25 protein-coding genes and 2 pseudogenes are annotated in these 25,464 nt (G+C 63.0%); 16 read left to right on the top strand and 11 right to left on the bottom strand.

The features are described from left to right. Positions 1-161: carbamoyl-phosphate synthase domain-containing protein (locus tag V7E26_RS19645; RefSeq protein ID WP_324419106.1), on the bottom strand; the 161-nt coding region annotated here is incomplete at its 3' end. Positions 162-461: 300 nt separating this feature from the next. On the opposite strand from V7E26_RS19645, the gene V7E26_RS19640 reads away from it, so the two are divergent. Continuing rightward, positions 462-917 carry a GatB/YqeY domain-containing protein gene (locus V7E26_RS19640; RefSeq protein WP_324419095.1) on the top strand — a complete coding sequence of 152 codons (456 nt, stop codon included), beginning with the start codon at positions 462-464 and terminating at the stop codon, positions 915-917. 147 nt (positions 918-1,064) lie between these two features. Here V7E26_RS19640 and V7E26_RS19635 read toward each other — a convergent pair whose 3' ends face one another. Beyond that, positions 1,065-2,834, bottom strand: coding sequence for an MASE1 domain-containing protein (locus V7E26_RS19635; protein WP_324419093.1), 1,770 nt, complete (start codon positions 2,832-2,834; stop codon positions 1,065-1,067). 225 nt (positions 2,835-3,059) lie between these two features. Between V7E26_RS19635 and V7E26_RS19630 the strand changes: the two are divergent. The 5 genes and pseudogenes from V7E26_RS19630 to V7E26_RS19610 all read left to right on the top strand — a co-directional run. Next, positions 3,060-3,679, top strand: a pseudogene (locus V7E26_RS19630) (Rieske 2Fe-2S domain-containing protein); the annotation flags it as partial. A gap of 356 nt (positions 3,680-4,035) precedes the next feature. Further along, positions 4,036-4,653: a GTP cyclohydrolase I FolE gene (folE, locus tag V7E26_RS19625; RefSeq protein WP_324419091.1), complete on the top strand. Its 618-nt coding sequence runs from the start codon at positions 4,036-4,038 to the stop codon at positions 4,651-4,653. Positions 4,654-4,688: 35 nt separating this feature from the next. Further along, positions 4,689-6,221 carry an FAD-dependent oxidoreductase gene (locus V7E26_RS19620; RefSeq protein ID WP_324419089.1) on the top strand — a complete coding sequence of 511 codons (1,533 nt, stop codon included), beginning with the start codon at positions 4,689-4,691 and terminating at the stop codon, positions 6,219-6,221. Positions 6,222-6,378: 157 nt separating this feature from the next. Beyond that, the gene (locus V7E26_RS19615; protein ID WP_324419086.1) at positions 6,379-7,989 is read left to right on the top strand and encodes an acyl-CoA synthetase; all 1,611 of its coding nucleotides are present in this window, start codon (positions 6,379-6,381) and stop codon (positions 7,987-7,989) included. Positions 7,990-8,130: 141 nt separating this feature from the next. Next, positions 8,131-8,910 carry a DUF2189 domain-containing protein gene (locus V7E26_RS19610; protein ID WP_324419084.1) on the top strand — a complete coding sequence of 260 codons (780 nt, stop codon included), beginning with the start codon at positions 8,131-8,133 and terminating at the stop codon, positions 8,908-8,910. 5 nt (positions 8,911-8,915) lie between these two features. On the opposite strand, the gene V7E26_RS19605 is transcribed toward V7E26_RS19610, so the two are convergent. The 6 genes and pseudogenes from V7E26_RS19605 to V7E26_RS19575 all read right to left on the bottom strand — a co-directional run bounded on the left by V7E26_RS19605 (position 8,916) and on the right by V7E26_RS19575 (position 13,050). After that, positions 8,916-11,135: an ATP-binding protein gene (locus V7E26_RS19605; RefSeq protein ID WP_324419081.1), complete on the bottom strand. Its 2,220-nt coding sequence runs from the start codon at positions 11,133-11,135 to the stop codon at positions 8,916-8,918. A gap of 203 nt (positions 11,136-11,338) precedes the next feature. Beyond that, positions 11,339-11,665 carry a Fic family protein gene (locus V7E26_RS19600; RefSeq protein WP_324419104.1) on the bottom strand — a complete coding sequence of 109 codons (327 nt, stop codon included), beginning with the start codon at positions 11,663-11,665 and terminating at the stop codon, positions 11,339-11,341. Position 11,666: 1 nt separating this feature from the next. Beyond that, a pseudogene (locus tag V7E26_RS30060) lies at positions 11,667-11,765 on the bottom strand (adenosine monophosphate-protein transferase); the annotation flags it as partial. A gap of 155 nt (positions 11,766-11,920) precedes the next feature. Continuing rightward, positions 11,921-12,154, bottom strand: a complete 234-nt coding sequence (locus V7E26_RS19585; protein ID WP_324419077.1) for a hypothetical protein — start codon at positions 12,152-12,154, stop codon at positions 11,921-11,923. 55 nt (positions 12,155-12,209) lie between these two features. Continuing rightward, positions 12,210-12,743 carry an SRPBCC family protein gene (locus V7E26_RS19580; RefSeq protein ID WP_324419075.1) on the bottom strand — a complete coding sequence of 178 codons (534 nt, stop codon included), beginning with the start codon at positions 12,741-12,743 and terminating at the stop codon, positions 12,210-12,212. Continuing rightward, on the bottom strand, positions 12,736-13,050 hold the full coding sequence (locus tag V7E26_RS19575) for an ArsR/SmtB family transcription factor (RefSeq protein ID WP_324419073.1): 315 nt from the start codon (positions 13,048-13,050) through the stop codon (positions 12,736-12,738). Before V7E26_RS19575 ends, V7E26_RS19580 begins: the two co-directional genes overlap by 8 nt. Positions 13,051-13,218: 168 nt before the next feature. Here V7E26_RS19575 and V7E26_RS19570 point away from each other — a divergent pair, with 168 nt between their 5' ends. The 6 genes from V7E26_RS19570 to V7E26_RS19545 all read left to right on the top strand — a co-directional run bounded on the left by V7E26_RS19570 (position 13,219) and on the right by V7E26_RS19545 (position 19,113). Continuing rightward, complete coding sequence (locus tag V7E26_RS19570) at positions 13,219-13,836, top strand: LysE family translocator (RefSeq protein WP_324419071.1); 618 nt, start codon at positions 13,219-13,221, stop codon at positions 13,834-13,836. Positions 13,837-13,905: 69 nt separating this feature from the next. Then, the gene (locus V7E26_RS19565) at positions 13,906-14,883 is read left to right on the top strand and encodes a DUF3592 domain-containing protein (RefSeq protein WP_324419068.1); all 978 of its coding nucleotides are present in this window, start codon (positions 13,906-13,908) and stop codon (positions 14,881-14,883) included. A gap of 179 nt (positions 14,884-15,062) precedes the next feature. Then, a complete protein-coding gene (locus tag V7E26_RS19560; protein ID WP_324419067.1) occupies positions 15,063-16,901 on the top strand; it encodes an outer membrane protein assembly factor BamB family protein in 1,839 nt (612 codons plus the stop codon). Between the two features lie 186 nt (positions 16,902-17,087). After that, complete coding sequence (locus V7E26_RS19555) at positions 17,088-17,855, top strand: 2'-5' RNA ligase family protein (protein WP_324419065.1); 768 nt, start codon at positions 17,088-17,090, stop codon at positions 17,853-17,855. Positions 17,856-18,010: 155 nt separating this feature from the next. Then, positions 18,011-18,589 carry a hypothetical protein gene (locus tag V7E26_RS19550; RefSeq protein ID WP_324419063.1) on the top strand — a complete coding sequence of 193 codons (579 nt, stop codon included), beginning with the start codon at positions 18,011-18,013 and terminating at the stop codon, positions 18,587-18,589. 215 nt (positions 18,590-18,804) lie between these two features. Then, positions 18,805-19,113, top strand: a complete 309-nt coding sequence (locus V7E26_RS19545) for a hypothetical protein (protein ID WP_324419061.1) — start codon at positions 18,805-18,807, stop codon at positions 19,111-19,113. Between the two features lie 157 nt (positions 19,114-19,270). Here V7E26_RS19545 and V7E26_RS19540 read toward each other — a convergent pair whose 3' ends face one another. Both V7E26_RS19540 and V7E26_RS19535 read right to left on the bottom strand, forming a co-directional pair. Further along, positions 19,271-20,398 (bottom strand): trypsin-like serine peptidase, encoded by a 1,128-nt coding sequence (locus V7E26_RS19540; protein WP_324419059.1) that lies wholly within the window; start codon positions 20,396-20,398, stop codon positions 19,271-19,273. A 211-nt stretch (positions 20,399-20,609) separates the two neighbouring features. Then, positions 20,610-21,413 carry an N-formylglutamate amidohydrolase gene (locus tag V7E26_RS19535; protein ID WP_324419102.1) on the bottom strand — a complete coding sequence of 268 codons (804 nt, stop codon included), beginning with the start codon at positions 21,411-21,413 and terminating at the stop codon, positions 20,610-20,612. A gap of 97 nt (positions 21,414-21,510) precedes the next feature. On the opposite strand from V7E26_RS19535, the gene V7E26_RS19530 reads away from it, so the two are divergent. The 3 genes from V7E26_RS19530 to V7E26_RS19520 are packed head-to-tail and all read left to right on the top strand — an operon-like array spanning position 21,511 to position 23,687. Then, a complete protein-coding gene (locus tag V7E26_RS19530) occupies positions 21,511-22,422 on the top strand; it encodes a transglutaminase family protein (RefSeq protein WP_324419100.1) in 912 nt (303 codons plus the stop codon). Positions 22,423-22,425: 3 nt separating this feature from the next. Then, the gene (locus V7E26_RS19525) at positions 22,426-23,238 is read left to right on the top strand and encodes a transglutaminase-like domain-containing protein (RefSeq protein WP_324419057.1); all 813 of its coding nucleotides are present in this window, start codon (positions 22,426-22,428) and stop codon (positions 23,236-23,238) included. 50 nt (positions 23,239-23,288) lie between these two features. Continuing rightward, the gene (locus V7E26_RS19520) at positions 23,289-23,687 is read left to right on the top strand and encodes a gamma-glutamylcyclotransferase family protein (RefSeq protein WP_324419055.1); all 399 of its coding nucleotides are present in this window, start codon (positions 23,289-23,291) and stop codon (positions 23,685-23,687) included. A 41-nt stretch (positions 23,688-23,728) separates the two neighbouring features. On the opposite strand, the gene V7E26_RS19515 is transcribed toward V7E26_RS19520, so the two are convergent. After that, the gene (locus V7E26_RS19515) at positions 23,729-24,298 is read right to left on the bottom strand and encodes a chlorite dismutase family protein (RefSeq protein WP_324419097.1); all 570 of its coding nucleotides are present in this window, start codon (positions 24,296-24,298) and stop codon (positions 23,729-23,731) included. A 216-nt stretch (positions 24,299-24,514) separates the two neighbouring features. On the opposite strand from V7E26_RS19515, the gene dnaG reads away from it, so the two are divergent. Next, a partial coding sequence (gene dnaG, locus V7E26_RS19510) for a DNA primase (protein ID WP_324419052.1) occupies positions 24,515-25,464 on the top strand: 950 nt, incomplete at its 3' end.

The following is a 25,464-nucleotide window of genomic DNA, read 5'->3' as shown; positions in this document are numbered from 1 at the left end:
ATCTCCTCATAGCCGGTCATCGCGGTGTTGAAGCAGACCTCGCCGACGGCGTGGCCTTCCGCGCCGAGGCCAAAACCCTCCAGCACGGTACCGTCGGCAAGCACGAGGAGCGCGGTCGGTTTGTGGTCCGGCCAGGCTGAAGCGTTTTCAGATGTTGTCATGAGCGCACTTCATAGTCGCAAGCGCCCCCGCGCGTCAAAGCCGGAAGGCCAGAAAACGGGGTGATTCACATGCGTTTACCGCATATTTGACCGCCGGTTCCGCCAATCCCCGCCATTTGGGCCGAATCCGCGGGAATCCGGCGTTTCGGTCCACCAATTCGTACCCGGCCCGCCCGTTCCCGCGCCGTCGCTCGGCAACTGCCCCGATGACGGTGGCGCGGCGGCCGGGCCCCCTATATAGACGCGGCATCTTCCGATAGACCAAGCCCTTCCGGCGGCACCATTTCAGCGAGGCGAGCAATGCTGCGCGACGACATCAACAACGCGGTCAAGGAGGCCATGAAGGCCAAGGAGGAGCGCAAGCTCTCCACGCTGCGCATGGTCAACTCGACCCTCAAGAATGCCGACATCGAGGCGCGCGGGCAGGGCAAGCCGCCGCTGTCCGATGCCGACGTGCTCGGCGTGCTGCAGAAGATGATCAAGCAGCGCCAGGAATCGGTCGAACTCTACGACAAGGGCGGCCGCGCCGAACTCGCCGCGCAGGAGCGCGAGGAAATCGCGATCATCTCCGCCTATCTGCCGAAGCAGATGTCCGACGACGAGGTGAAGGCGGCGATATCGGCCGCGATCGCCGAGACCGGCGCCGCCGGCATGAAGGACATGGGCAAGGTGATCGGCGTGCTGCGCGCGAAATTCGCCGGGCAGATGGATTTCGGCAAGGCGAGCGGCCTGGTGAAGGCGGCGCTGTCAGGATAGTTTTGCCGAGGCATGTGCTCAGGAATGGCCGGATGAGGGTTCGCTTCCGGGGAGCGCAGCAGACCAATCGTGCTCAACGCGACAACGGGCAAATCGCCGAACCCTCGTCCTTCGCTTCTGCTCGCGAAACGACCGATCGATCGAGATTCATGGCACTCGTGGCGTCATCGGTGTGTCGTTTCCAGGGGCAACCAGTGGAAGCGTCATACTGATCGAAGTACCCTTTCCCTCCGCCGAGACCAGCCCGATACGGCCTCCCAGTTGCACGGTCACCAGGTTATGGACGATGTAGAGACCTAGCCCCGTACAGCCCTTCGCGCGGCGCGTAGTGAAGAAGGGATCAAACACATGGCGCTGGGCGTCCTCGGAAATCCCGGCTCCGTCGTCGGAAAAAACGACTTCTACGGCGTGGTTGCCGACGCGAGTTGCCTCGAGCAACATGTTGCCGCCGGCCTGGTCACCAAAGCCATGGGTAACGGCGTTGAAGATCAGGTTTGTCAACACTTGCCCGTATGCGCCAGGGTAGCTGTTCATGATGACGTCGGAGGGAATATCGAGCGCCAGGGGATTGCGTGGCTTGGGTAGACCGGGAAGCACGCTGGCTACGATTTGCTCGGTGGCAACCCTGAGATCAAAGTTGCGACGATCTGCAAGACTGCGATCGACAGCAACCTGCTTGAACGCCTGAATCAGATCGCCAGCACGTTCCAGATTGGCAACCAATTGGTTGGCGGCGTCGCGATTGCTGCCTACGAACTCGGAAAAGGACGAACGGCGCACAGGACCGGACGATATCTGACTGGCGAACTTCGAGCAGCGCTGCGAAAGCGTAGAGGCGACCGTCAAGCTGATGCCAACAGGGCTGTTGAGTTCATGTGCGACGCCTGCGACGAGGCGTCCCAGCGCGGCCAGTTTCTCGGTCTCGATAAGATAGCGCCGGGTTTCGCTGGCGTGCAGTGCTGCTTCCGTGGTCTTCCGTTTTTCCCTGATTTCCGCAAACAACGCCGCCAGAAGCAATGCGCCGATGGTCACAAGCAGAATGCTGACCTGCGCCGAAGCTATGCGCTCGTCGATCGAAAGAGCGGGGTTGCCAAAATAGCCTATGCCAAAGGTCGTTGTCCAAACGATTGAAAGACTTACAGTGAAAGTCGCAGCGGCGGCAAAAACCGGCCGGCATCGCGCTGCGAGCCAAAGCAGCGGTGCGAAAAGGACCGCGACGGGTCCGACGTTAGCCAGGAGATCCGAGCGCAGAAAGATCGCAAGTACGCTCACAACAGCCAGTATGGCGACGGTCAGAACGCCCTCGAGAAGCTCGGCCATCGGTGGTCGGTCCCGCGCTGCCGAGGCGAACTCGATCAGTAACGGCGCAACTACTATGATGCCCAGTGCGTCAGATGCGAACCAATGCTGCCAGGTAACCCATATCGGCGTGGTCGCGCTGTGAAAGAACTTGAATGTAATGGCGCCGCCGATGCCCGATATGACGGTCCCAATGGTTGCTGCTCCGAGGAGCGCCATCACGTTATTTGGCTTGGCCATCGAAAAGCCGGGACCATGGTAGCGATCGATCAGCCAGGCGGTGAGCGCAGCCTCGAAAGCATTGCAACAGCCGAAGAGGATGGCACCCCAGAGATTTCGATCACCAAGCAGGTTCGCCAAAATGGTAGCGGCCACCGTGCCGAAGATGACCGGCCATCTCGCGCGGGTGCCCAGGACGATCAGGGCGCCCGCCGACACGCCTGCCGCAGGCCAAAAGACCGCTACCCCCTCTGGCTTGGTTAGCAATTCGAGGCTGAGCCGTGCAGCGATAAAATACGCAATGGCGACGGCAATTGTGAGCGTGACCGCACCCGCCCACTTCGTCAGATCGAAGGCGACGGGAACTTTTTCGGTAACTTTTGCCGAGAGGTCGGACATAGGTGGGTCTACCGAAGGTCCCAAGCATAGTGACGGAACCATCACCGGGCCTCAAGTGGCTTGAATATGACAAGGTCCGAACCGCCACCCCGAATTGGCCCGTAGCGGATGTCTCGGCATGTCTGCTTCCGGGCGCAACCGGGGCGGACATCAAGCGTCATCATGACGTTGTGGAACCGCGGGGCGTCGGCGTCATTATCAAGGCGTCCCACTTCGGAGGAAGAGATGGCCGATCAGCAATCGCCTCCCGCCGGTCCCGATCTGTCAAAGGGCGTAGGCCTGTCCGAATTCATCGGCCAGACGTTGCTCGGCCATGTCGGCGACGAAGAAGTCCTGCTGGTGCGTTCGGGATCGGAGATTTTTGCGATCGGCGCATATTGCAGCCATTATCATGGGCCCCTCGCCGAAGGCCTCGTGACGGGCGAGAGCATTCGCTGTCCCTGGCATCACGCCTGCTTCGATTTGCGCACCGGCGAGGCCACCCGGGCGCCGGCGCTTGCGCCGGTTGCGATCTGGAAGGTCGAACTGCAGGCGACCGTGTTTTCGTTCTTGAGAAGCGTGAACAGCCCAGGCCGCGGATCGACGCGCAGCCGCCTGTCGACATGCCCGGCCGAATCGTGATCGGCGGCGGCGGCGCGGCGGGCTTTGCCGCCGCCGAGATGCTGCGGCGTCAGGACTATCGCGGCAGCATCGTCATGTTGAGCAACGATGCCGCGGCGCCGGTGGACCGGCCGAATCTCTCAAAGGATTATCTCGCCGGCAGCGCGCCGGAGGATTGGCTGCCGTTGCGGCCGGATGATTTCTACGCCGAGGCGAAGATCGACCTCCGCCTTAACACCGAGGTCAGGGTGGCGAACCACCGCCTGGTGCGTTGATGAATACAAACCAAACGAAGAAAACAGTGACGAGAATGATCCACAAAGCAACCGACACAAACCAAGAGCGAGGCTTTGTCATTCCAGTCACGGTAGTTTCCCCCTGGGTTGATATGAGGGTAAGAAATCCATCATTGGTTGACACTTCCATGCCTCGCATATCCAGCCGTCGCAACGTGGTTAGCCGTTCCTTTGCGAGATGCCCGAGCCGTCATGAAGAGTTCGGTCCACGTGCACGCTCCCTGTTTCCTCGGGAACCTTTCCACGGATGCCGCATCCAACGGGTTCATTCCCGTTACGGCCATACGTCGTGGAAAGGCATCTCGATGAATCCGAACGTACATGCGCTGGATCGCGCAAGAGCGTCACTGTCCGATAGCCAAAAGCCTGGCCGGGCCGAGGTCGAACAGGCCGTACGCACCATCATCCGTTGGACCGGCGAAAATCCTGACCGTGACGGCCTGCGCGAGACGCCGGCGCGGGTGACGCGTGCGTTCGAGGAGTTCTTCGCTGGCTATGGTCAGGACCCCGTCGAAATCCTGAGAAAGACCTTCGAGGAGATCGAAGGCTATGACGAGATGATCGTGCTGCGCGGCATCCGCTTCGAGAGCCATTGCGAGCACCATATGGCGCCGATCGTCGGCCAGGCCTGGGTGGCCTACATTCCAAACGGCCGCGTGGTCGGCATCAGCAAGCTGGCGCGGGTCGTCGACGTCTATGCCAGGCGCCTGCAGATTCAGGAGAAAATGACCGCGCAGATCGCCAATACCATCAATGATGTTCTGGAACCGCAGGGCGTCGGCGTCATTATCAAGGCGTCGCACCACTGCATGACGACGCGCGGCGTGCACAAGCCGGACACCGATCTCGTCACCAGCCGCATGCTCGGCTGCTTTCGCAACAATGCCTTGACCCGTCAGGAATTTCTGGGAATGGCGACCTAGCGTAGCAAGAGCCGCGAAGAACATCGGAGGAAGCTATGGCCGATCAGCAAGCGCCACCCGCCGGTCCCGACCTGTCAAAGGGCATCAACCTGTCCGAACTCACCGGCCAGACGCTGCCCGGTCACGTCGGCGAGGATGAAGTCCTGCTGGTGCGTTCGGGATCGGAGATTTTTGCGATCGGCGCGCATTGCAGCCACTATCATGGGCCCCTCGCCGAAGGCCTCGTGACCGGCGAGAGCATTCGTTGCCCCTGGCATCATGCCTGTTTTGATTTGCGCACCGGCGAAGCCACCCGGGCGCCCGCGCTCGCTCCGGTCGCGGTCTGGAAGGTCGAACTGCAAGGTGACCGCGTCTTCGTTCGTGAGAAGCTCGAACAGCCCGGGCCGCGGATCAAGCCGCAGCCGGTTGCCGACATGCCCGCCCGAATCGTGATCGTCGGCGGCGGCGCGGCGGGCTTTGCCGCCGCCGAGATGCTGCGGCGTCAGGACTATCGCGGCAGCATCGTCATGTTGAGCAACGATGCCGCGGCGCCGGTGGACCGGCCGAATCTCTCAAAGGATTATCTCGCCGGCAGCGCGCCGGAGGATTGGCTGCCGTTGCGGCCGGATGATTTCTACGCTGAGGCGAAGATCGACCTCCGCCTCAACACCGAGGTCACCTCGATCGACACCAGGGCGCGCCATGTCCTGACATCGGGCGGCGAGACCATCCCTTACGATCGCTTGCTGCTGGCGACCGGCGCGGAGCCGGTGCGCCTGCCGACCCCTGGCATGGATCAGCCCCACGTCCACGTGCTGCGCTCGCTGGCCGATTCCCGCGCCATCATCGCGCTGGCCGAGGGCGCGCGGCGCGCGGTCGTGATCGGCGCCAGCTTCATCGGGCTGGAGGCCGCAGCATCGCTGCGTGCCCGAAATATCGAGGTTCACGTCGTAGGCCTCGAGCAGCGGCCGATGGAGCGCGTGCTCGGCCCCGAGATGGGCGACTTCGTCCGTGCCTTGCATGAAGAGCACGGCGTCATCTTTCATCTCGGCGACACCGTAACCGCCATCGACGGCAAGCGCGCGACGCTCAAGAGTGGTGGCGTGATCGAGGCCGATATCGTCGTGGTCGGCGTCGGCGTACGCCCCCGTCTTGGCCTGGCCGAGAAGGCGGGGCTTGCGATCGATCGCGGCGTCATTGTCGATATCTATCTGGAAACCAGCGTCTCCGGCGTCTACGCCGCAGGCGATATCGCGCGCTGGCCCGATCCGCATTCCGGCGAAAAAATCCGCGTCGAGCATTGGGTGGTGGCCGAGCGTCAGGGCCAGACCGCGGCGCGAAACATGCTCGGGCAGCGGCAACGCTTCGACGCCGTGCCGTTCTTCTGGAGCCAGCACTACGACGTGCCGATCAACTATGTCGGTCACGCCGAGAAATGGGACGAAATTACCGTTGACGGCGATATCGCCGGCAGGGATTGCCTGCTCCGGTACAAGCAGAAGGGACGCGTGCTCGCCGTCGCCTCGATCTATCGCGACGTCGCAAGCCTCGAGGCCGAGCTTGCGATGGAGGCGGAACCGTCGTTCTAGGTTAGGCGCGCCGGGCGCGGCTACAAAATCTCTCTCCTTCGTCATGCCCGGGCTTGTCCCGGGCATCCACGTCTTTAAACTCTCGGCCAAGCAAACAAGAACGTGGATGGCCGGAACAAGTCCGGCCATGACGAGAAGACGAGGACGACCAGGGCCGATGCTGACCGAAGCCGCAACCTACGACGAGCTGTACCGCAATTTTCGCTGGGATATCCCTGCGCGCTTCAACATCGCCACCGCATGCTGCGACCGGTATGCCGACGGCTCCGGCCGTCTGGCGCTGATCTATGTCGACGAGAGCGGGGCCACCACGCGCACCTCGTTCGACGAGGTCGCGGAGGCCTCGCGCCGCTTTGCCAATGTGCTGAACGCCGATGGCCTGGTGCGCGGCGACCGCGTCGCGGTGTTTCTGTCGCAATCGCTGGAACTGCCGATCGCGCATTTTGCGGCGTTCCGCTCGGCGATGATCTCGATCCCGCTGTTTGCGCTGTTCGGCGAGGACGCGCTGGAATTCCGCCTGTCGAATTCCGAAGCCAAGGCCGTCGTCACCGATGAAAGCGGCTGGGAGAAGCTCAGGAAGATCCGCGACCGGCTTCCGGCGCTGAAGAATATCTACGTGATCGGCGACACGGCGCCGGCCGGGGCAAAATCATTCTGGTCGGAAATCGAGGCGGCCTCGCCGGATTTTTCGACCGTCGATACCTCATGCGACGATCCGGCGCTGATCATCTACACATCAGGCACCACGGGAAACCCGAAAGGCGCGCTGCATGCGCACCGCGTCGTGCTCGGCCATTTGCCGAATGTCGAGATGTGCCACAATTTCCTGCCCAGGCCCGGCGACCTGATGTGGACGCCGGCGGACTGGGCCTGGATCGGCGGGCTGATCAACTGCCTGCTTGCGTTCTGGTATCACGGCATCCCGATGGTCGGGCATCGCGCCCGCAAATTCGAGCCGCAGGCGGCGATGACGATGATGGCCGAATTGGGCATCCGCAACGTCTTCCTGCCGCCGACCGCGCTGAAGCTGATGCGGCAGGCGGACGTGAAGAATCCCGGGTTGAAACTGCGCAGCATCTTCACCGGCGGCGAGTCGCTCGGCGGCGAATTGCACGGCTGGGTCCGCGAGACCTTCGGGATCGACGCGCATGAAGTGTTCGGCCAGACCGAATGCAATCTCGTGGTCGGCAGCAATTCGAACCTGTTTCCGATCCGCCCCGGCGCGATGGGCAAGGCGACCCCCGGCTTCGACGTTCGCGTCGTCAACGACAGAGGCGAGGAATTGCCGCGGGGTGAGCGCGGCATCATCGGCGTGCGCCAGCCGTGCCCCTGCACCATGATCGAGTACTGGAAGAATCCGAAAGCGACCGCGAAGAAATATGCCGGCGAATTCCTTTTGACCGGCGATCTCGGCGTGCAGGATGCGGACGGCTATTTCTGGTACGTCAGCCGCGAGGACGATGTCATCACCACGGCGGGCTACCGCGTCGGGCCGGCCGAGATCGAGCATACGCTGATGAAGCATCCGGCGGTGGCGATGTCGGCGGTGGTCGGCATTCCCGATCCGATCCGCACCGAGTCCATCAAGGCCTGGATCGTGCTGCGCCCCGGCTTTGCCGCGAGCGACGAACTGGCGCGCGAGATCCAGGAATTCGTCAAGGTGCAGCTCGCCGCGCATGAGTATCCGCGCTTCGTGCAGTTCGCCGAGACGCTGCCGATGACGGCGACGGGAAAGGTATTGCGCCGCGAGTTGCGGGTGCTGGGGTAGAACGTGATGTCGTCCCTGCGTTCGCACTGCCTTCGCAGGGACGACGGCAAGGGAGATCGTCACCGCTCAAATGTTGACCGAGATCAACACGTCTTCCACGCCGCCGGCCTCAATGCTCTCCAACTCGAACGGAGGTATCCCATGGCATCGGTGTCCGGCAAGGCCGATCCGGTGGTGCGGCGCATTGCGGCGGCTGACATCGCGGAGGCGCTGGGGCAGGGCTTGCGGGATTTCCAGGCCGTGCCGCTGTTCGGGCTCGCCTTCGGCGCCTTCTATGCCGCCGGCGGCATCGCGATCGTGCTCTGCCTGACCGCCTTCGGCATGGTCTATCTGGCCTATCCGCTCGCCGCCGGCTTTGCGTTGATCGGCCCGTTCGTCGCGATCGGGCTCTACGAGGTCAGCCGTCGCCGCGAGGCGGGACAGTTGATTTCGGTCGGCGCGATCTGGGCCACCGTGCGGACGCGCAGCGAGATCGGCTGGATGGCCTTCGTCACGCTGTTCGTGTTCGTGATCTGGATGTACCAGGTGCGCCTGCTGATCGCGCTGCTGCTCGGCCTCAATGCCTCGTTTTCCAGCCTGCGCGAGTTCATCACCGTCGTGCTGACGACCAATGAGGGGCTGCTGTTTCTCGCGATCGGCAATGCCGTCGGCGCCGCGCTGTCGCTGATCCTGTTCTCGCTCACGGTCGTGTCGTTTCCGCTGTTGCTCGACCGCGACGTCGATTTCGTCACCGCGATGATCACGAGCGTCCGCGCGGTGGTGACGAGCCCGTTGCCGATGATCGGCTGGGCGGCGCTGATCGTGGTCCTGCTCGCGGTGTCGGCGGTGCCTTACTTCCTCGGCCTCGTCGTGACGCTGCCGGTGCTCGGCCACGCCACCTGGCATCTCTACCGGCGCATCATCGCCCCGGTGAAGGAATAGGCGGCTCAATCCGCGTTCAAGGCCGAACGCAGCATCGATGCCAGATCCTGCCGGCGGTAGGGCTTGCTGAGGATCGGCACCACACCGCCAGGCGCGTCGACGGGATGTTCGGTATGGCCTGACGTCAGCAGGATCTTCAGCCCCGGCCGCAGGCGCGCGGCTTCGTCGGCGAGTTCGGTGCCGAACATGCCGCCGGGCATCACCACATCCGTGAACAGGAGCTGGATGTTCTCAGGTCCCCGCAACACGTCGAGCGCCGCGGGGGCGTTGCGCGTGACGATGACGCGATAGCCGAGCGCCTTCAACTCGCCTTCGACATAGGCGCGCACCATGTCGTCGTCCTCGACCACGAGAATGGTTTCGCTGCCGGTCGGGGTCATCGGCGGCGCGGCGGATGGTGCCGCGCCCGTCTGCGGCGTGCTCACGCAAGGGAAGAACAGCCTGATCGCCGTGCCATGCCCCGGCTCGGATCGCATCTGCATCGATCCGCCGGATTGCCTGGCGAATCCATAGACCATGCTGAGGCCAAGGCCGGTGCCTTTTCCCACGTCCTTGGTGGTGAAGAACGGCTCGAAGGCGCGGCTCGCGACCTCGGCGGTCATGCCGGTTCCGGTATCCGATACGGCGACCATGACGTATTCGCCGGGGCGCGCCTCGCCGCTGACGTCGACATCGCCTTCACCAAGCGTCGTGTTCTTTACCTCGACCGTCAGCTTGCCGCCTGTCGGCATGGCGTCGCGCGCATTGAGCACGAGGTTGAGCAATGCCGAGGTCAGTTGTCCCGGATCGACGCTGGCTTGCCACAGCCCCTGATCGAGGTGGAATTCGCATTCGATATGCTCGCCGAGCGTCCGGCGCAGCAACGGTTCCATGCCGACGATCCTCTCACCGATGTCGATGTCCTTCGGCATCAATGGCTGCTTGCGGGCAAACGCGAGCAGGCTGCGCGTGAGATCCGCTCCGCGCTCGGCGGCGGTCGCGATGCTCTCCGCGATGGTGCTGAGCTCCTTGTGAGGGGCCAGCCGTTCGGCAAGGTGCTCGGCATTGCCGAGGATCACGGTCAGGAGATTGTTGAAATCATGCGCCACGCCGCCGGTGAGTTGCCCCATCGCCTCCATCTTCTGCGATTGGGTAAGCTTCTGGTTGAGTTCGTCGATGGCGGTGCGCTGATGCTGCAGCGATTCCGCGGTGCGGTTGAGCAGCGTCATCAGCCCGCCGAGTTCGCCGGTCGGATGGGGCGGGGCAATCCGCGCGCCGAGGTCGCCAAGCCCGAGCTTGGTCGCCATCGCCGCCAGACGTCCGACCTGACGGCCGATGCTCATGGTCGCGAGAAGCCATACGCCCGCCAGCAGCAGCAGCGAAGCCACCGCGAGGATCGCGAGGTCCTCGTAAAGCCGGCGGTTGGCCGCGGCCACCAGGCTGGCCTTGGGCCGCCCGACCATGATGTAAAGTCCGGCGTCGCGTACCGTGGGCGAGCGCGCGACAGCCCAGACGTGCGCGTTGCCGTCGTGCCCGGTCACTTCATGGAACGGCTCGCGGTTCGGGGAGGCCGCAAACTTGAACAGTTCCGAGCCGGCAATCAATGCGCCGGTCGGCTCGGTCCAGCCCTTGCCGTCGGGCGCGACGAGAACCACGCCTTTCCTGTCGAGCAGCAGAATCTCGCTGTCATCCGACAGGCGTTTGCTATGGTCCTCGGCGAATTTCTTCAGGTTGAACGAGGCGAGCAGAATGAATTTGAGTTCGCCGCCTTCGGAACGCACGGGATAGGCGATCTGCAGCACGGAGATTCCCGTCAACCGGCCGAACACCGGCTCGATCGTGACGATGCCGTGTGCTCTCAGTGCCTGCTGGAAATAGGTACGGTCTCTCAGATCCAGCGTCCGGTCGGTTCGCAGCGAGTCGCAGAACAGGCTGCCATCGGGATTGATGGTCAATATGCCGGTGAAGCGGGTGTATTCCTCGCGCACGGCGGACAGAAAGTCGGAACACGCCGCCTTGTCGCGCGTGTCGAGATCGCGGGCGCGGGCGAGGCCGTAATGAAGCTGGGCCGTGCCCTGAATTTTCTCGTCGAGATCGGCCAGGATGTCGTTGGCGCTGGCCGACAGGCTGGCCAGCGCGGCGTCGATGTCGCTGGTGCGGTTCTGCACGAAGCGCAGTCCCACCAGCACGGCCGGCACCAGCATCGCGGCGATAACCAGGATCAGTAGCCGGGTGCGCAGGCTCATCGGTGCGTGGTTCCGCGCTCGCATCAGCGGTTCTTGGCGCGACAAGCCGGCGTTCGCAGCGTGCGGGGAGCCGGCTTATCTACTGATGCTGGAATATCCCCTGGGCGGGCCCAAGTCCACACGCGGTGTCCACTCGCGGCGGGCGGCTAGCGAACGTTCCATCAGCTTGGCGCGCATCCGTACGGCCGGTGATCGAGGCGAGGTCATGTAATGAGGCTGCGGATTACATCCGCCAGCCGGCGTTCATCGCCATCGAAGCTGGCGATCATGGCTGCCAGCATTTCGTCGGGATTGAGCTTCTCGATTTTGAGCGGGTAACCGGCATGGTCGGCAAGCAGGGCGAAAAAGCTGAGCTGTGACCGACCATTTCCTTCGCGAAAGGCATGGATGGCATTCAGCTCTGCCAGAAAATGCGCCGCTCGATCCGTGAATGTCTGCGCATCGAGATTCCGGAGGCAGTCCGTTTGCGCGTAAGTCGTCGAACAGCCTGCGCGCTTGCCCTTCGATATGTTCGGGAAAGCAGAACGGATTGCCACCCTTCGCAATTCTGACCGTACGAACTGGTCCCGCCCAGTGATACACATCCTGAAACAGGTGATGATGGATCGCTTTGTAGTGTTCGAAGTCCATCGTTCCGTCCGGCAGCGGTTCTTCTGCCCGGGCGCTGGAAATTTCGGCTTCAAAAGCGTCAAGCTCGGCCTGATCACGCAGGTCGAGCTTGTTCATCAGCACGGTTGAGTTCTTGTAGGTATAGGGGTCTTCGATCGCATCGTACATGCGTTCGGTCAGCCCTTTCGATGGCTGCTGATTATGGTCCGGCGGCGCTCCTCGGCCGTGAGGCCTTTGCTCCGCGCATCGCTGGCGCGCCTTTTCATGGCCGGCGTGAGCTTGATGCCCTCGACTTCGCTGATCTTGGCAAAACGGTCGCTTCCGAGCACGAACCGGTCGGACTTCGCACCTTTCGTTGGGCCGCTTTTCTGCTTGGTCATAGCTGGAACATACCACGAGTCGCCGATCATGGCACGCCCGGCATTTGCCACTACGGCCGCCGGGATGCCCGAAAAACGGACGCCGCTACATCGGCACCCCGATTCCCATCTTCTTCAGCGCCGCCAGCATCCGTTCCGGCGGCTGCATCTTGATCGCCAGCGCGTGGCCGGTTTCCAAAAGGCTCTTCAGGCTCGACAGGATCGCGGGCCAGCCGGCGCGGCCGCCGGACAGGATGTCGTCGCTGATGTCGCGGTCGTGCGATTGCAGCATCGTCAGCCTGACGACGTCGCCGGCCTCCTCGATCTCGTAGCTGACGAGCGTCGGTCCGAGCTTCTCCACCAGTGCCGGCCAGTTCACGTTCCAGGTCACCGTCAACCGCTTGTTCGGATCGCATTCGATCACCTCGCCGGAGATATGCTCGGAGCCATCGGGTGCGCGGGCGACGAAGGCGCCGCCGACCCTGAGGTCGGCCTCGATCGCAAAGCCGGAAAAATAATTGCGGCTGAACTCGGCCGTCGTCAGCGCCTTCCAGACCTGTTCTGGCGTGGCGGCGATATAGATCGTGTAGACGATCGCCGGCTTGAAGTTCTTGACGTCAATTCCGCTACCCTTACTCATCACGCTTCTCCAACTGCCGTTTCAACTCGCTGAGCGCGACGAGCCTGCCGCGCTCGAATTTCCTGATCCAGCGTTCGCCGATCTGATGGATCGGCACCGGATTGATGTAGTGCAGCTTCTCGCGGCCATGCCGGAGCGTGGAGACGAGGCTTGCCGATTCGAGAATGCCAAGGTGCTTGGTGACGGCCTGCCGCGTCATCGCGAGGCCGTCGCAGAGTTCGTTTAGCGTCTGTCCGTTTCTGGCGTGAAGCCGGTCCAGCAGCGCGCGCCGTGACGTGTCCGCCAGCGCTTTGAAGACTTCATCCATGACGGCGGATAATAGGCAACCAAATGGTTGCATGTCAAGAGAGGAATGGGTGGAGTGCCGACGGGGAGAGGGGCAGAGGCAAATCGTGAATCCGGAGGCTCCGCTTCCATCTTCATCCCTCACGCTGCATAATATTCCCATCTCTCTCTCCCACGCCGAGTTTCCCTCATGTCCCTTCAGGTCTATCTCGCCTTCGTCGCCGCCTGCGTTGCGCTGGCGCTGTTGCCCGGTCCGGTCGTGACGCTTCTCATTGCCAACGGCCTGCGGCACGGCACCCGCGCCGCGCTGATCAATTGCGCGGGCGCGCAGACCGGGCTTGCGATCGTGATCTGCACCGTCGCGGTCGGCCTGACTTCGCTGATGGCGACCATGGGCTACTGGTTCGACTGGGTGCGCTTTGCCGGCGCCGCCTACCTGATCTGGGTCGGCATCAAGCTGATCCGCGAGCCGGTCGAGGGCGTCAGCGGTGACGAACCGCCACCGCCGCCGCGCGGCGGCTTTTTCCTGCAGGGCTTTGTGGTGCTGCTGTCGAACCCGAAGATACTGGTGTTCTTCGGCGCGTTCATCCCGCAGTTCATGGACATGCAGAAGCCGCATCTGCCGCAGGTGGCGCTGCTCGGCGTCACCTTCATGGTGATCGCGGCGACGACGGACGCGATCTACGCGGTGCTCGCCGGCCGGGCGCGGCGGTTCTTCTCCAAGCAGCGGACGCGGCTGGTGTCGCGCGTCTCCGGCGGCTTCATGATCGGCGGCGGCATCTGGCTGGCGCTGACGCGGGCGCGCTGAGGCCGCGCGCGTTGAACCCGGCGAGACGGCCGCGCGTCTAATCGCCAGCCGCCTTTCGGGGGAATAGCCGTGCTGCCTGACCTGCCGTGGTTCGCCTATCTGATCCTGCTCGGCCCGCTGCTGTTGCTGCTCGGCGCGGCCGTCTACAAGACGCTGGAGGTGCGCGCCGCGCGCGACTGGCCGTCCACCGCCGGCAAGGTAGTGGTGTCGTCCGGCGAGGTGCGCGACGTCAAGATCATCGATAGCGACCGCGCGGGCGGCTTCCGGATCGAGCCGCGCAACTTTGCCAACGTCATTTACGAATATTCCGTCGCCGGCAAGAAACTCCGCAACAACCGCGTCGGCATCGGCGAGGACCGCGGCAATTTCCAGGTTGCCGAGACCATCGCAAAATATCCGGTCGGCACCATCGTCACGGTCTACTACAACCCGCGGCATCCGGGCCAGGCGGTGCTGGAGCGCGACCTGCCCAAGGGCCTGTGGGGCTGCCTCGGCATCGGTACAATTATCGTGCTCACGATCGTGTTCGGCTCGGCGATCGGCCTGCACAGGATCACCGAAGTTGTCTCGACGCAGATTCCATCCTCCGGCAATCCGGCGGCCGCCGTCGCCTTCGCCGCGTTCGGCACTGTGATTGCGCTGTTCGCGTTGGTCCTGCAGCGCCAAGCCTCGCTGGCGCGTAAATGGCCCGTTGTAACCGGTACGATCAAGCTCGCCGATATCGAGCAGTACCGCGCCGCGCCGACGGACGGACACACGCGCGGCCAGACCATGTATCAGCGGCGGGTGTCCTATACCTACACATACAACAATCTCACCTACACCAACACGCACGCCACGCTCGCGAGCAGCGTGGCATCGACCTCGAGCTGGCTGGTGAGGAAATCGACGACCGGCTACCAGAACGGCGCCAGCGTGAAGGTCTGGGTCAATCCCGACAATCCGTCGCAAGCTACCCTCGAGCCGCGCGCGGCCTTCGTGTGGGTGCTATGGATCGCCGCCGCGGCGATCTGGGCCGTCGCATATTACGCCGCGGTGCATGGCTGACATCGCCACGACTAAGTAGGAGGGAGCAACCTGATGGAATACGCCGGCGGCGATGAGTTTGTTCAGCGGCGAGCGTGCGGCAGTTTCACCTTTTGCTGAATCAGGCGCGTTGTTAACCAGCCGGGTTGTGCTACGCTGCCACAGGCCCATTCATCGAAAACCCGTGCCGGTGAACGACGATGAAAACAAGCGCCGCGACCATCGTCCTGTTGATCTGGCTTTGTTTCCCGGCGGCAGCGCAGCAGACCGGTGCGGCCAGCTATGCCCAGCGCTGCGCCCAGTGTCACGACAGCAGCAACATGGATATTCGTGCGCCGAGCCGCGCGGCGCTGAAGTCAAAGTCGTTCGATGAGGCTCTCCGCGCGATCACCACGGGCACGATGGCATCCTTCGCCCAAGGGCTGACCAATGACGAACGGACGGCGATTGCCTCGTTCGTCACCGGAAAGGTCGCGGAAGGCCCGCCTGCTGCGGCCGACAAGGATGGGCAATGCGTGCAAAACCAGGCCGGCTTTCCGAGTACGATCGACGGGCCGCGGTGGAACGGCTGGGGCGCGGATCTCAACAACAGCCGGTTTCAATCGGCCGCGATGGCCGGCATGGCCCCGGACCAGGTCCCGCGGTTGCGTCTGAAATGGGCGTTCGGATTTCCCGGCACGACCAACGCCAACGCTCAGCCGACCGTCGTCGGCGGCTTGGTGTTTGTTGGTGGCGGCGACAGCAAGGTGCGTGCCCTTGACGCAAGAAGCGGATGCGTCAGATGGACGTTTCCGACCGAAGCGCCGGTCCGGACCGCCATCAGTTTTGCTGCGCTGGATAACGATCAGTTTGCCATCTTCTTTGGCGATGTGCGCGCCAACGTCTACGCCGTCAATGCGAGTACCGGCTCGCTGATCTGGAAGATCAAGGTCGACGATCATCCGGCGGCCCGGGTCACCGGAGCACCCACCGTCAATTCCGGCGTGGTCTATGTCGGGATTTCGTCGATCGAGGAGGTCACGGGGTCCCGTCCTACCTACCAATGCTGTACGTTTCGCGGCAGCGTGGTCGCGCTGAAGATGGAGACCGGCGCGCAGATCTGGAAGGCCTACACCATCCCGGAGGCGCCGCATCCCACAAAGTCGAACGCTGTCGGAACCCAGCTCTTCGGTCCGGCCGGCGCGTCGGTCTGGTCCGCACCGACGATCGACGTTCAGCGCCAGGCGCTCTATGTCGCGACATCGAACAGCTATTCCGACCCGGCAACTGACACCAGCGATGCCATCCTGGCGTTCGACCTTGCGACCGGCCGGATGCTTTGGCATCAGCAGGCGACCCCCAAGGACAGCTTCGTCGTCGCCTGTTTCGGCGCCGACCAGACCAACTGCCCGGAAGACCGCGGTCCCGACCACGATTTTGGCCAATCGCCTATCCTGGTGAGTTTGCACAACGGACAACGCGTGCTGGTGATCGGCCAGAAATCCGGCGTGGTCCATGCGCTGGATCCTGACCAGGAGGGCAAGATCCTGTGGCAGACGCGGATCGGGAAGGGGGGCCCTTTGGGAGGGTCCGAGTGGGGCTCGGCCGCGGACCAGGACCGGGTCTACGTTGCGAATTCGGATGTGCGGTTTCTTCGCGACGGCACGCGGCGTCTCAATCCGAACGAGGGCGGAGGCCTGTTCGCTTTGGATCTTGCGACCGGAAAAATCGCGATGCAGGTGGCGCCGGTTGGGTGCGGAGAGCGCAGCCAGTGCAGCCCCGCCCTCTCCGCAGCGGTCACCCTTATTCCCGGGGTCGTCTTCTCGGGCGGGGTCAGCGGCTACTTGCGCGCCTATGCGACTGATGATGCGCGGCTGCTTTGGGAAATCGACACCGCGCGCGAATATACAACGGTCAACGGCATCCCTGCAAATGGCGGTGCCATGGACGGACCCGGGCCGATCGTCGTCGATGGCATGCTGTACGTCAATTCCGGCTACGCGCAATGGGGCGGACTGCCCGGCAACGTTCTGCTGGCCTTCGAGATCGGCAGTCCCTGACATCAGCGGTCTCGGCATGAGCGCCGGTGATCGTGTTGCTGCGTCCATGTCGCCGCTTGGGCCAAAGCGCACATGGCGGCTGGGTGTTGCCGACTGCCGCTTCCACCTTCCTGAGGCCCGCCTTGATGACGGAGATCCACCTGGTGCGCGGCAAAGCCTTTTCCTAAACATTCAGGGAGCAAAGCGATGAAGACTGCCGTCTCAAGCACTCCTGCCGCTCTGGATTACCCTGGTCGTCCACGCGCGCCAGTCTTTGCTGCCATTGGCCTCGGCTTGGCCCTGGTGTTCGGCTTCGCCCAAGGGGCCGTCGCGCAACAAAATCCCGTGACGGCGATCGACATCGCGCTCGAACCCGACGCGACGATGCTTCAGCACGCGAAGGACGCCAACGCTCGTCTGCTCCAGTCCTTCCCGAAGGGCTTTACTCTGGATGGCACGCATCATCCGCACGTCACCATGTTGCAGCAATTCGTGCGCACGGCCGACCTCGATAAGGTATTTGCCGCGGCGAATGCGGTTCTGGCCAAGGAAAAGCCTACGACATGGACGCTGAAGGCCTTCAAATATTACTACATCCCGTCTCCGCCGGTCGGCCTCGCGGGGATCGTAGTCGAGCCGACCAAAGACCTGCATCGGCTGCAAGATGAACTCATCAAGGCCGTTAAGCCCTACACCGTGAAGACCGGGACCACGGCGGCGTTCTTCAGCGAAGATGGCGGACGCGACATTCAAAAGTCCCTGATCGAGTATGTATCCAACTTCGTTACGATAGCGGCGGGCAAGCGTTTCAATCCGCATGTGACGATCGGCGTTGCAACGGAAACTTATTTGAACAGGATGTTGGCGGAGCCTTTCGACGCTTTCGCGTTCTCGGCGACTGGCGCATCGGTCTATCAGCTTGGCACTTTTGGCACAGCTCGGAAGGAACTGAAGGCGTTGCCGCTGACGCCCTGAAGCGGGTCACGAAGGCCGAGTGGAGCGCGCTCTTTGTCGTCGAAGACGCGCGATGTCGCCGGGTGCCCCCACAGCCAACGTCCACACGTGGACCCTGGCAGTGCGCTGGTGTAAACCGATACAATCCCCCGAAAGGTTGAGCGGAGACCGATCAGATGAGCATTGCCGATCCCAACAAGACGATCCTCACAGGCGAGAACCCGTTTATCCGCTTGAGCCTGAAGGACGGCGATCCGAACTCGACAGATGCGAGCTACTGGCGGATTATCTTTTCGCCGGCTGGGCCCGGCCACGTCCTCTACCTGAAGAGCGAACTGACGGAAGGGCGCTGGCGCATCTATTCCGACAACATCGCGATGGCGCGCTGGCTGCAGACGACTGTACAAGGCATGCTCAACGCCGAACTTTCCGACACGACGATCCCCTGCGCGGAGGCGACGTTTTCCAGGGCCGGAGACCCCCGCTACTTCTGGACCGAGTCCGTCAAGGCTTACGGCGAAGACATCTCGCTCACCTGGTTCGATATCGGTGAGCCGCTGCTGATCCACTCGCAGCCGAACCAGCTCCCCAACCGGCGCTATGGCGTATGCACCGTATTGATACCGGCGCTCGGCACGCGCCTCGTCCGCAACGGTGTTGAGGCCAAGGGGAAATCCTGGCCGCGCGAGCGCGAGGGGCGGCCTTTCTCGACATCGGCGTTGGCATTCTCGGAAAGCTGGACGGACGCGGTCTGAGGTGGACCAGCAAGGAGTTGATTGGTCGAGGCTATCTTGATCTATATCAACGGACCGGAGCGTACATGACGGCGCATTGCTGCAGTACCGGTCGTTTCGGACGCGCATTGCGCGTGTCAATGAGGACGTCAAATTCGAGCGGACTCGCTGTACAGGTTGTCGTCGGAGAACCATCGAACGGTCCGGTCGGGTGCCGAGATAAACAGGAGTGCAACATGCCGCTCTCAATTTCCATGATCGCGTTGAGTTCGCAGCTCGTTGTCGGGGTAGCCGATCGGGTGCCGTCATTCGATATCGCCCGTAGCTGCAAACTCGACGTAGCCGCCGCGACTGGCCTGTCTGTTGACCAGTCCATGAAATCCTGCGTGAACGATGAGAACAGGGCGCGACAACAGCTCACCAGCCAATGGTCCAAGTTGCCTGCCGCCGGCAAGGCTGGCTGCGTCCCGCAGGAGAGCATCGGCGGCACGCCAAGTTACGTCAGCCTGCTGACATGCCTGCAGATGGGGCAATGGATTCGTTAGTCCAAGGTGCCAAGGGAGACTGATACTTCTCTCGCACGAATTTCGCCTACAGTCTTTTGGCCCGGGTCGATCCGACGCTGATCCGCAGATGGCCGCGCGGCGCCTGCTTCAGCGTCGCCTTGTTCCCAAGGACGGTCGTTCTTGAGCCGGAATTCGGTCAGCAGCCGGCAGCATTGCACACCGGGACGATATTGCTCGAGGTGAAGCGCGCGCCATTGAATGTCTGGCCGAACGTGCCCGTGCAACTCTGGCTGTCATAGCCGTGCACCACCGAATTGACCCAGTTGTTGGTACGGTAGTCGCGGACCCAGGGTCCGCCGCTCGACCCGAATGTCATTGAACAGCCGGTGTTCAGTACACCGTTTCCGCCGCAATTGCTTGCCGGGCTGAAACTCTCCGACGTGCAGGCCTGCATGACTTGACCGTTGCCGAGATTACCCGGATAGCCGATCGCGTGGTGATCCTGAATGCTGCCGAAATTCCACGACCGGCCGAGCCAGCCGGTGTAATAGGTCACCGGCCTGCCCGCGCTGTTGTTGCCTAATTTGATGGTGCAGACATCCGAGGCGACATCGCCGTTGTTGATCCAGCTGTTGAGCACGGTGGCGCTGACCCAGGGGAAAGTACCGTAAGGCGTGGCGCCGCTGTTGTATGCCGGTGCGAACGACCAGCCGCCGATCCAGTCGTTGGTGCTACGATTCCAGCAGCAGTGCGCCGCAGTGACGATAACGTTATTGCCGCTGATCACGGATGCGCTGCACGTTCCGGCATTGGTAAAGAGCTTGCCAATTGCCTTGTCCCCTGCCGTGCTCACCGGAGCGTCGCCATACTGGGTGAAGACGTCGGGCGAGCCGGTCAATTGGATATGGCTTTGCTCCGAAGGTAACAAGTCCAGGAAGCTGCGCTTGCCGGATTTCGGTGCGGGCTGCCATTCCTTCGGAAACTGACGGCGGGCGTCGGCATCGGCTTTCGGATCTGCCGTACCGCCTTTTGCGGTACCGGACGGTGCCTGCCGTGCAGTATCATCTTGGGTTTGTGCCGGCGCATTGGGCTTGCCGATCGTCGAGTTCCAGTCCAGCGGCTTCGCCTGCAACCGCTGCTCACGTGAATTATATTTTGGTACGGCTTGATCGGCCATTGGCGCCGACCGGCGTTCGATGGTTTTGGTTTCGCCTGTCTGGGCGGGGGCCTGGCCTGCGGCCAAAGTGGTCAATGCAGCGATGACGAGAGGCGATGCACCGCGCATGCGGGTCTGAGAGTTGGTGGCTCTGATATGATGCAACATCTCAATACTCCTGTTTGTAGATGGTGCCTGTCTGCCTACCCTTCTGTAAGGTCGCTGATGCGACGCGATTTAGTCTGCGCGCTCTTCGCACCAGTTACAATCGCAACTTGTTTTGAATGCATCCCAAAGGTGTGATGAAGATGTGTGAAGCATTTCATAACGAACGCGTCGCTTCCGCGGAACGCGGCGGGCACACGCAACCAGGCAATTGTCAAACCAGCCCCTGCGCCCGCAGCGTCACTTCGATTTCGCCGAGGAGCCGCGCCAGCCGTTCCGCCCAGGCCTTCTCGCCGACGGGATCTGAGATCAGGTCCTGGCGGATTTCGATGCCGGTGTTCATCAGGCCGCGCGCCTCGCCGTGCACGGGGATGGTGTAGTCGGTCTCGTCGCTGACCGCATAGGGCTCGTTGTCGCCGACCACGAGATCGCCCTCGGCGCGCAGCAGTTTCAGCAGCAGCGGCGGCAGATGGGTGTCGCGGTGATAGAGCGTGCCGATGTGCCACGGCCGCGCGATGCCCGCGTAAACCGGCGTGAAGCTGTGCAGCGACACCAGCACTGTAGGCCCGCCGGCGTCGCGGCGGTGGTCGATGATCTCGTCGATGCGCCGGTGGTAGGGATCGAAGATCTGCGCGCGGCGGATCGCGGCGGCCTCGCGGGAGAGCCCCTCATTGCCCGGTATGGTCGTCGCCTCGCTGATGCGCGGGATCGAGCTTGCGACATGGGGCGGGCGGTTGCAGTCAATGACGAGCCGCGAATAGCGCTGCACGATCAGATGGGCGTCGAGATGCCTTGAAAGCGCCTCCGCGACGCCGGCAATCCCGATGTCCCAGCCGATGTGGCGCTTGAGTTCGCTCTCGGGCAGGCCGAGATCGCCGAGCATGCGCGGGATCAGCCGTCCGTAATGGTCGCAGGTCAGGAGATACGGCGAGCGCCCCTCGACGTTGAATTCCTGGACCGGGGGAACATCTTCCGCGCTGAGGAGTAGTGCTGTGCTGCCGGCGTCGTTCAACGGTATTTCCTTGGAAACATTGCCTATTCAAGCGGCAGATGGATTTGGAATTGGGCAGGGTTCGGACTGGATCATGCGTACCAGAATCGATGATTATTTGACGATGCCGCTCCTAACGATCCATCACAAGACCGTTTATCGCTATACACGGCCGGTCGCCTTCGGCGAACACCGCATCATGCTGCGTCCGTTGCCGGGCCATGATTTGCAGATATGCACAAGCCAGCTCGAGATCGAGCCGAAGCCGATGCAGTTGCGCTGGATCCACGACGTGTTCGGCAACAGCGTTGCGATCGCGACCTTCGACGAGCGCGCCGAGGAATTGTCGTTCACCGCGACGGCGACGGTCGAACACAATCCGGCGGAAGAGTTTGCGCTGACGCCGGACAATCCCGCCTATTTCTACCCGTTCCGCTATGACGACGAGGAATACTCCGACCTTCTGCAATACGTCACGCCGCAATATGGCGACCCCAACGGGGAATTGTCGGCGTGGGCGCGGCAGTTTCTCGACGCCGAGGCGCCGACGCCGACCTTCAACATCCTGAGCGGCATGACCCATGGCATCCGTAAGGCCTTCACCTACCGCAAGCGCCATGAGCAGGGTACCCAGCATCCGCTCGACACGTTGCAGACCGGCTCGGGCACCTGCCGCGACTTTGCGCTGTTCATGATCGAGGCGCTGCGCCGGCTCGGCATCGCCGCGCGATTCGTTTCCGGTTACATCGTCATTCCCGGCGACGGCGCGCATGGCTATGTCGGCGGCGGCTCCACCCATGCATGGGTGCAGGTCTATCTGCCGAGCGCGGGGTGGATTGAGTTCGATCCGACCAACGACATCGTCGGCACGCGCGATCTCATCCGCGTTGCGGTGGCGCGCGATCCGCGCCAGGCGATCCCGCTGCACGGCACCTATCTCGGTTCGCCGGACGCATTCGCGGGGATGGAAATCGACATCAGCGTCGTCGCGATCGGCGAGGAGAATGCCGAAGCTTTGCAAGTGGCGGAGGTTTGAGCGATGGAAATCAAGGTTGGCTTCGAGATTTCCTACGCCGCCGTGCAGCCCACGCCGATGGTGATCATGCTCTCGATCCATCCGTCGCGCTTTGCCGACATCGTCGGCACCGAGCGCATCGTGGCGGAGCCCAACGTGCCGATCGGCTTCTATCGCGACGGTTTTGGCAATGTCTGCGGCCGCCTCGTCGCGCCCGCCGGTGGCGTGACGCTGCGCGGCGATGCGCTGGTGCGCGATTCCGGCCTGCCTGATGCAGTGGTGCCATCAGCGCAGCAGGTGCCGATCGACCAGTTGCCCGACGATGTCCTGCTCTATCTGATGCCGAGCCGCTATTGCGAGACCGACAAGCTCACCGACATCGCCTGGTCGCTGTTTTCAAATACGCCGCCAGGCTGGACGCGCGTGCAGGCGATCGTCGATTTCGTCCACAATCACGTCACCTTCGGTTACCAGCACGCCCATCACATGAAGTCCGCGCACGATGTCTACGAGCAGCGCGCCGGCGTCTGCCGCGACTTTGCCCATCTGGCGCTGACCTTCTGCCGCTGCATGAATATCCCGGCGCGCTACTGCACCGGCTATCTCGGCGATATCGGCGTGCCCCGCGATCCCGCGCCGATGGATTTTTCGGGCTGGTTCCAGGTCTATCTGTCCGGCCAGTGGCACACCTTCGACGCCCGCCACAATGTCCCCCGCATCGGCCGCATCCTGATGGGCACCGGCCGCGATGCCGCCGACGTCGCGCTCACCACGAGTTTCGGGCGGATGGATCTGGTGAAGTTTCTCGTGATCAGCGACGAGGTGGTTGCAGCCTGACGGTTTTCTCCGTCATTGCGTCACTGCGCTCGCAATGACATAGAGACGGAATGATCTCAGACCAACTGTTCGTCTACGGCACGCTGATGCGCGGCTTCGAGCACCCGATGGCGCAACTGCTGTCGCGCAGCGCGGATTTTCTCGGCGCGGCCACCTACCGCGGCCGGCTCTATCTCATCAAGCATTATCCGGGCCTGGTGCTGTCGGGCGATCCGGCCGGGATCGTGCACGGCGAACTCTATCGCCTGCGCGAGCGCGATGCGCTGCTGGACGAGTTCGACATGTATGAGGCCTGCGGCGCCGGTTTTCCGGAGCCGACCGAGTACATCCGCCGCATGCTCGGCGTGACGCGGGAGGACGGCACGGCGGGCGAGGCGTGGACCTATGTCTATAACTGGCCCGTCACCGGCCTGCCGCAGATCGCATCCGGAAAATTTCTGGAGGGATGACTTTCAATGCCCGAGTCACGCCCGGGCATGACGAGAACCAGCTATTCGTCGGGCGTCAGCCGCTCGCGCTCCAGCCGGATGTCCACCTCGCGCTCGACATATTTCCATTCCTCGCCGGCGCGCAGCGTACGGACCAGCTCTTCGAACGCGTCTGCCTGTGCGGGTTCGAACTCGAACCAGGTCAGGAAGTCGAAGGGCTCGCCGAGATCGCGGGAATGATAGAGCTGGCGAGCAATCGCCGGCAGGTATTTCAGGCTGTTTTCGATGTGGTGCGACTTGTCCTCGAAAATCCCGCGCCGCTCTTCCTGCGTCAGAGCCCACCACGCCGCCGATTTCTTGATCGGGATCAGCGCGGCGCACGTCGCCTCAGGCCGGCCGATCGCGGCGGGCCGGGCATCGAGCTCGGTCTTCTCGGTGCGCTCGGTATAGCGCAGGTGGCTCGTGACGCCGGCCAGCCGCCAGGAGGTCAGCGAAGGCAATATCGGCAGCGCGATCGACAGCGAATGCACGACCGACAGCGACGGCGTCTGCGCAAGCGATGCGCCCTTCACCGACGCAAGCCGCGTAACCCGCCACGCCCCGCTCCTGCCACCCCGGAAAACCGTAAACATGAGGGGCATGGAAGCGTGGAACCCACAGGGATTCAAGTTGTCCGCGCAGCCAACGGGCCGCTACACCTTTTTATGTGGGCGGCCATGACAAAAGAGAGACATTACCGCCTGCCATCCTGTGAATAGCGGCAAGAAATCCGGCTGATTTCGCCTTTCAACGGCCCGACCCTATATCCATGCTCGGTTGGCAATCGCCTCGCGAATCAAAACGGATACATGCGCTTCACGCCCCAATTCCTCGAAGAACTGCGTGCCCGGCTTCCGGTCTCGGAAGTCGTGGGCCGCCGCGTCAAGCTGAAGCGGGCGGGGAGGGAATTCAAGGGACTGTCGCCGTTCCAGCAGGAGAAGACGCCGTCGTTCACGGTCAACGACCAGAAGCAATTTTACCACGACTTCTCGACCGGCAAGCACGGCAACATCTTCGACTTCGTCATGGAAACGGAGGGCGTCTCGTTTCCGGAGGCGGTCGAGCGGCTGGCGTCGATGGCCGGCCTGCCGCTGCCGGCGGCGAGCCCCGACGCCGCGCGGCACGAGCAGCGGCGCAAGACGCTGCACGACGTGATGGAACTGGCGGCAAAATTCTTTGCCGACACGCTGGCCTCGCGCAACGGCGCCAAGGCGCGCGGCTATCTCGCCGACCGCGCGATCACGCCGGCGACGCAATTGCAGTTTCGCCTGGGCTATGCCTCGCCCGATCGCTTTGCGCTGAAGGAGCATCTCGGCGCACAGGGCGTTTCGACCGAGGACATGGTGGAAGCCGGACTGCTCGTCGGCGGCGACGACATCCCGGTGCCTTACGACCGCTTCCGCGACCGCGTGATGTTTCCGATCACCGATGCCCGTGGCCGCGTCATCGCCTTCGGCGGCCGCGCGCTGGAAAAGGACGTTGCCGCCAAGTATCTGAACTCGCCGGAAACGCCGCTCTTCCACAAGGGCGACAATCTCTACAACCTCGCCACCGCGCGACAGGCCGCGCATAACGGCTCGCCGCTTATCGTGGTGGAAGGCTATGTCGACGTCATCGCCATGGTCACCACGGGTTTTGCCGGCGCGGTGGCGCCGCTCGGCACCGCGCTGACCGAAAACCAGCTCGCGCTGCTGTGGCGGATGGCGGACGAGCCGATCCTCTGCTTCGACGGCGACCGCGCCGGACAGAAGGCGGCGTA

The sequence above is a fragment of the Bradyrhizobium sp. genome (assembly GCF_036735945.1).
Taxonomy (GTDB): Bacteria; Pseudomonadota; Alphaproteobacteria; order Rhizobiales; family Xanthobacteraceae; genus Bradyrhizobium.
This window is presented reverse-complemented; position numbering and strand designations above follow the sequence as displayed.

Bases quoted from the DNA above. Each gene is read 5' to 3' on its own strand.
- V7E26_RS19620 (WP_324419089.1), top strand. From the start codon at position 4,689: ATGGCCGATCAGCAAGCGCCACCCGCCGGTCCCGACCTGTCAAAGGGC.
- folE (WP_324419091.1), top strand. From the start codon at position 4,036: ATGAATCCGAACGTACATGCGCTGGATCGCGCAAGAGCGTCACTGTCC.
- V7E26_RS19575 (WP_324419073.1), bottom strand. From the start codon at position 13,050: ATGGATGAAGTCTTCAAAGCGCTGGCGGACACGTCACGGCGCGCGCTG.
- V7E26_RS19605 (WP_324419081.1), bottom strand. From the start codon at position 11,135: ATGAGCCTGCGCACCCGGCTACTGATCCTGGTTATCGCCGCGATGCTG.
- V7E26_RS19610 (WP_324419084.1), top strand. From the start codon at position 8,131: ATGGCATCGGTGTCCGGCAAGGCCGATCCGGTGGTGCGGCGCATTGCG.
- V7E26_RS19550 (WP_324419063.1), top strand. From the start codon at position 18,011: ATGAGCATTGCCGATCCCAACAAGACGATCCTCACAGGCGAGAACCCG.
- V7E26_RS19585 (WP_324419077.1), bottom strand. From the start codon at position 12,154: ATGATCGGCGACTCGTGGTATGTTCCAGCTATGACCAAGCAGAAAAGC.
- V7E26_RS19555 (WP_324419065.1), top strand. From the start codon at position 17,088: ATGAAGACTGCCGTCTCAAGCACTCCTGCCGCTCTGGATTACCCTGGT.
- V7E26_RS19545 (WP_324419061.1), top strand. From the start codon at position 18,805: ATGCCGCTCTCAATTTCCATGATCGCGTTGAGTTCGCAGCTCGTTGTC.
- V7E26_RS19570 (WP_324419071.1), top strand. From the start codon at position 13,219: ATGTCCCTTCAGGTCTATCTCGCCTTCGTCGCCGCCTGCGTTGCGCTG.
- V7E26_RS19530 (WP_324419100.1), top strand. From the start codon at position 21,511: ATGCCGCTCCTAACGATCCATCACAAGACCGTTTATCGCTATACACGG.
- V7E26_RS19540 (WP_324419059.1), bottom strand. From the start codon at position 20,398: ATGTTGCATCATATCAGAGCCACCAACTCTCAGACCCGCATGCGCGGT.
- V7E26_RS19515 (WP_324419097.1), bottom strand. From the start codon at position 24,298: ATGTTTACGGTTTTCCGGGGTGGCAGGAGCGGGGCGTGGCGGGTTACG.
- V7E26_RS19615 (WP_324419086.1), top strand. From the start codon at position 6,379: ATGCTGACCGAAGCCGCAACCTACGACGAGCTGTACCGCAATTTTCGC.
- V7E26_RS19525 (WP_324419057.1), top strand. From the start codon at position 22,426: ATGGAAATCAAGGTTGGCTTCGAGATTTCCTACGCCGCCGTGCAGCCC.
- V7E26_RS19520 (WP_324419055.1), top strand. From the start codon at position 23,289: ATGATCTCAGACCAACTGTTCGTCTACGGCACGCTGATGCGCGGCTTC.
- V7E26_RS19560 (WP_324419067.1), top strand. From the start codon at position 15,063: ATGAAAACAAGCGCCGCGACCATCGTCCTGTTGATCTGGCTTTGTTTC.
- V7E26_RS19635 (WP_324419093.1), bottom strand. From the start codon at position 2,834: ATGTCCGACCTCTCGGCAAAAGTTACCGAAAAAGTTCCCGTCGCCTTC.
- V7E26_RS19580 (WP_324419075.1), bottom strand. From the start codon at position 12,743: ATGAGTAAGGGTAGCGGAATTGACGTCAAGAACTTCAAGCCGGCGATC.
- V7E26_RS19640 (WP_324419095.1), top strand. From the start codon at position 462: ATGCTGCGCGACGACATCAACAACGCGGTCAAGGAGGCCATGAAGGCC.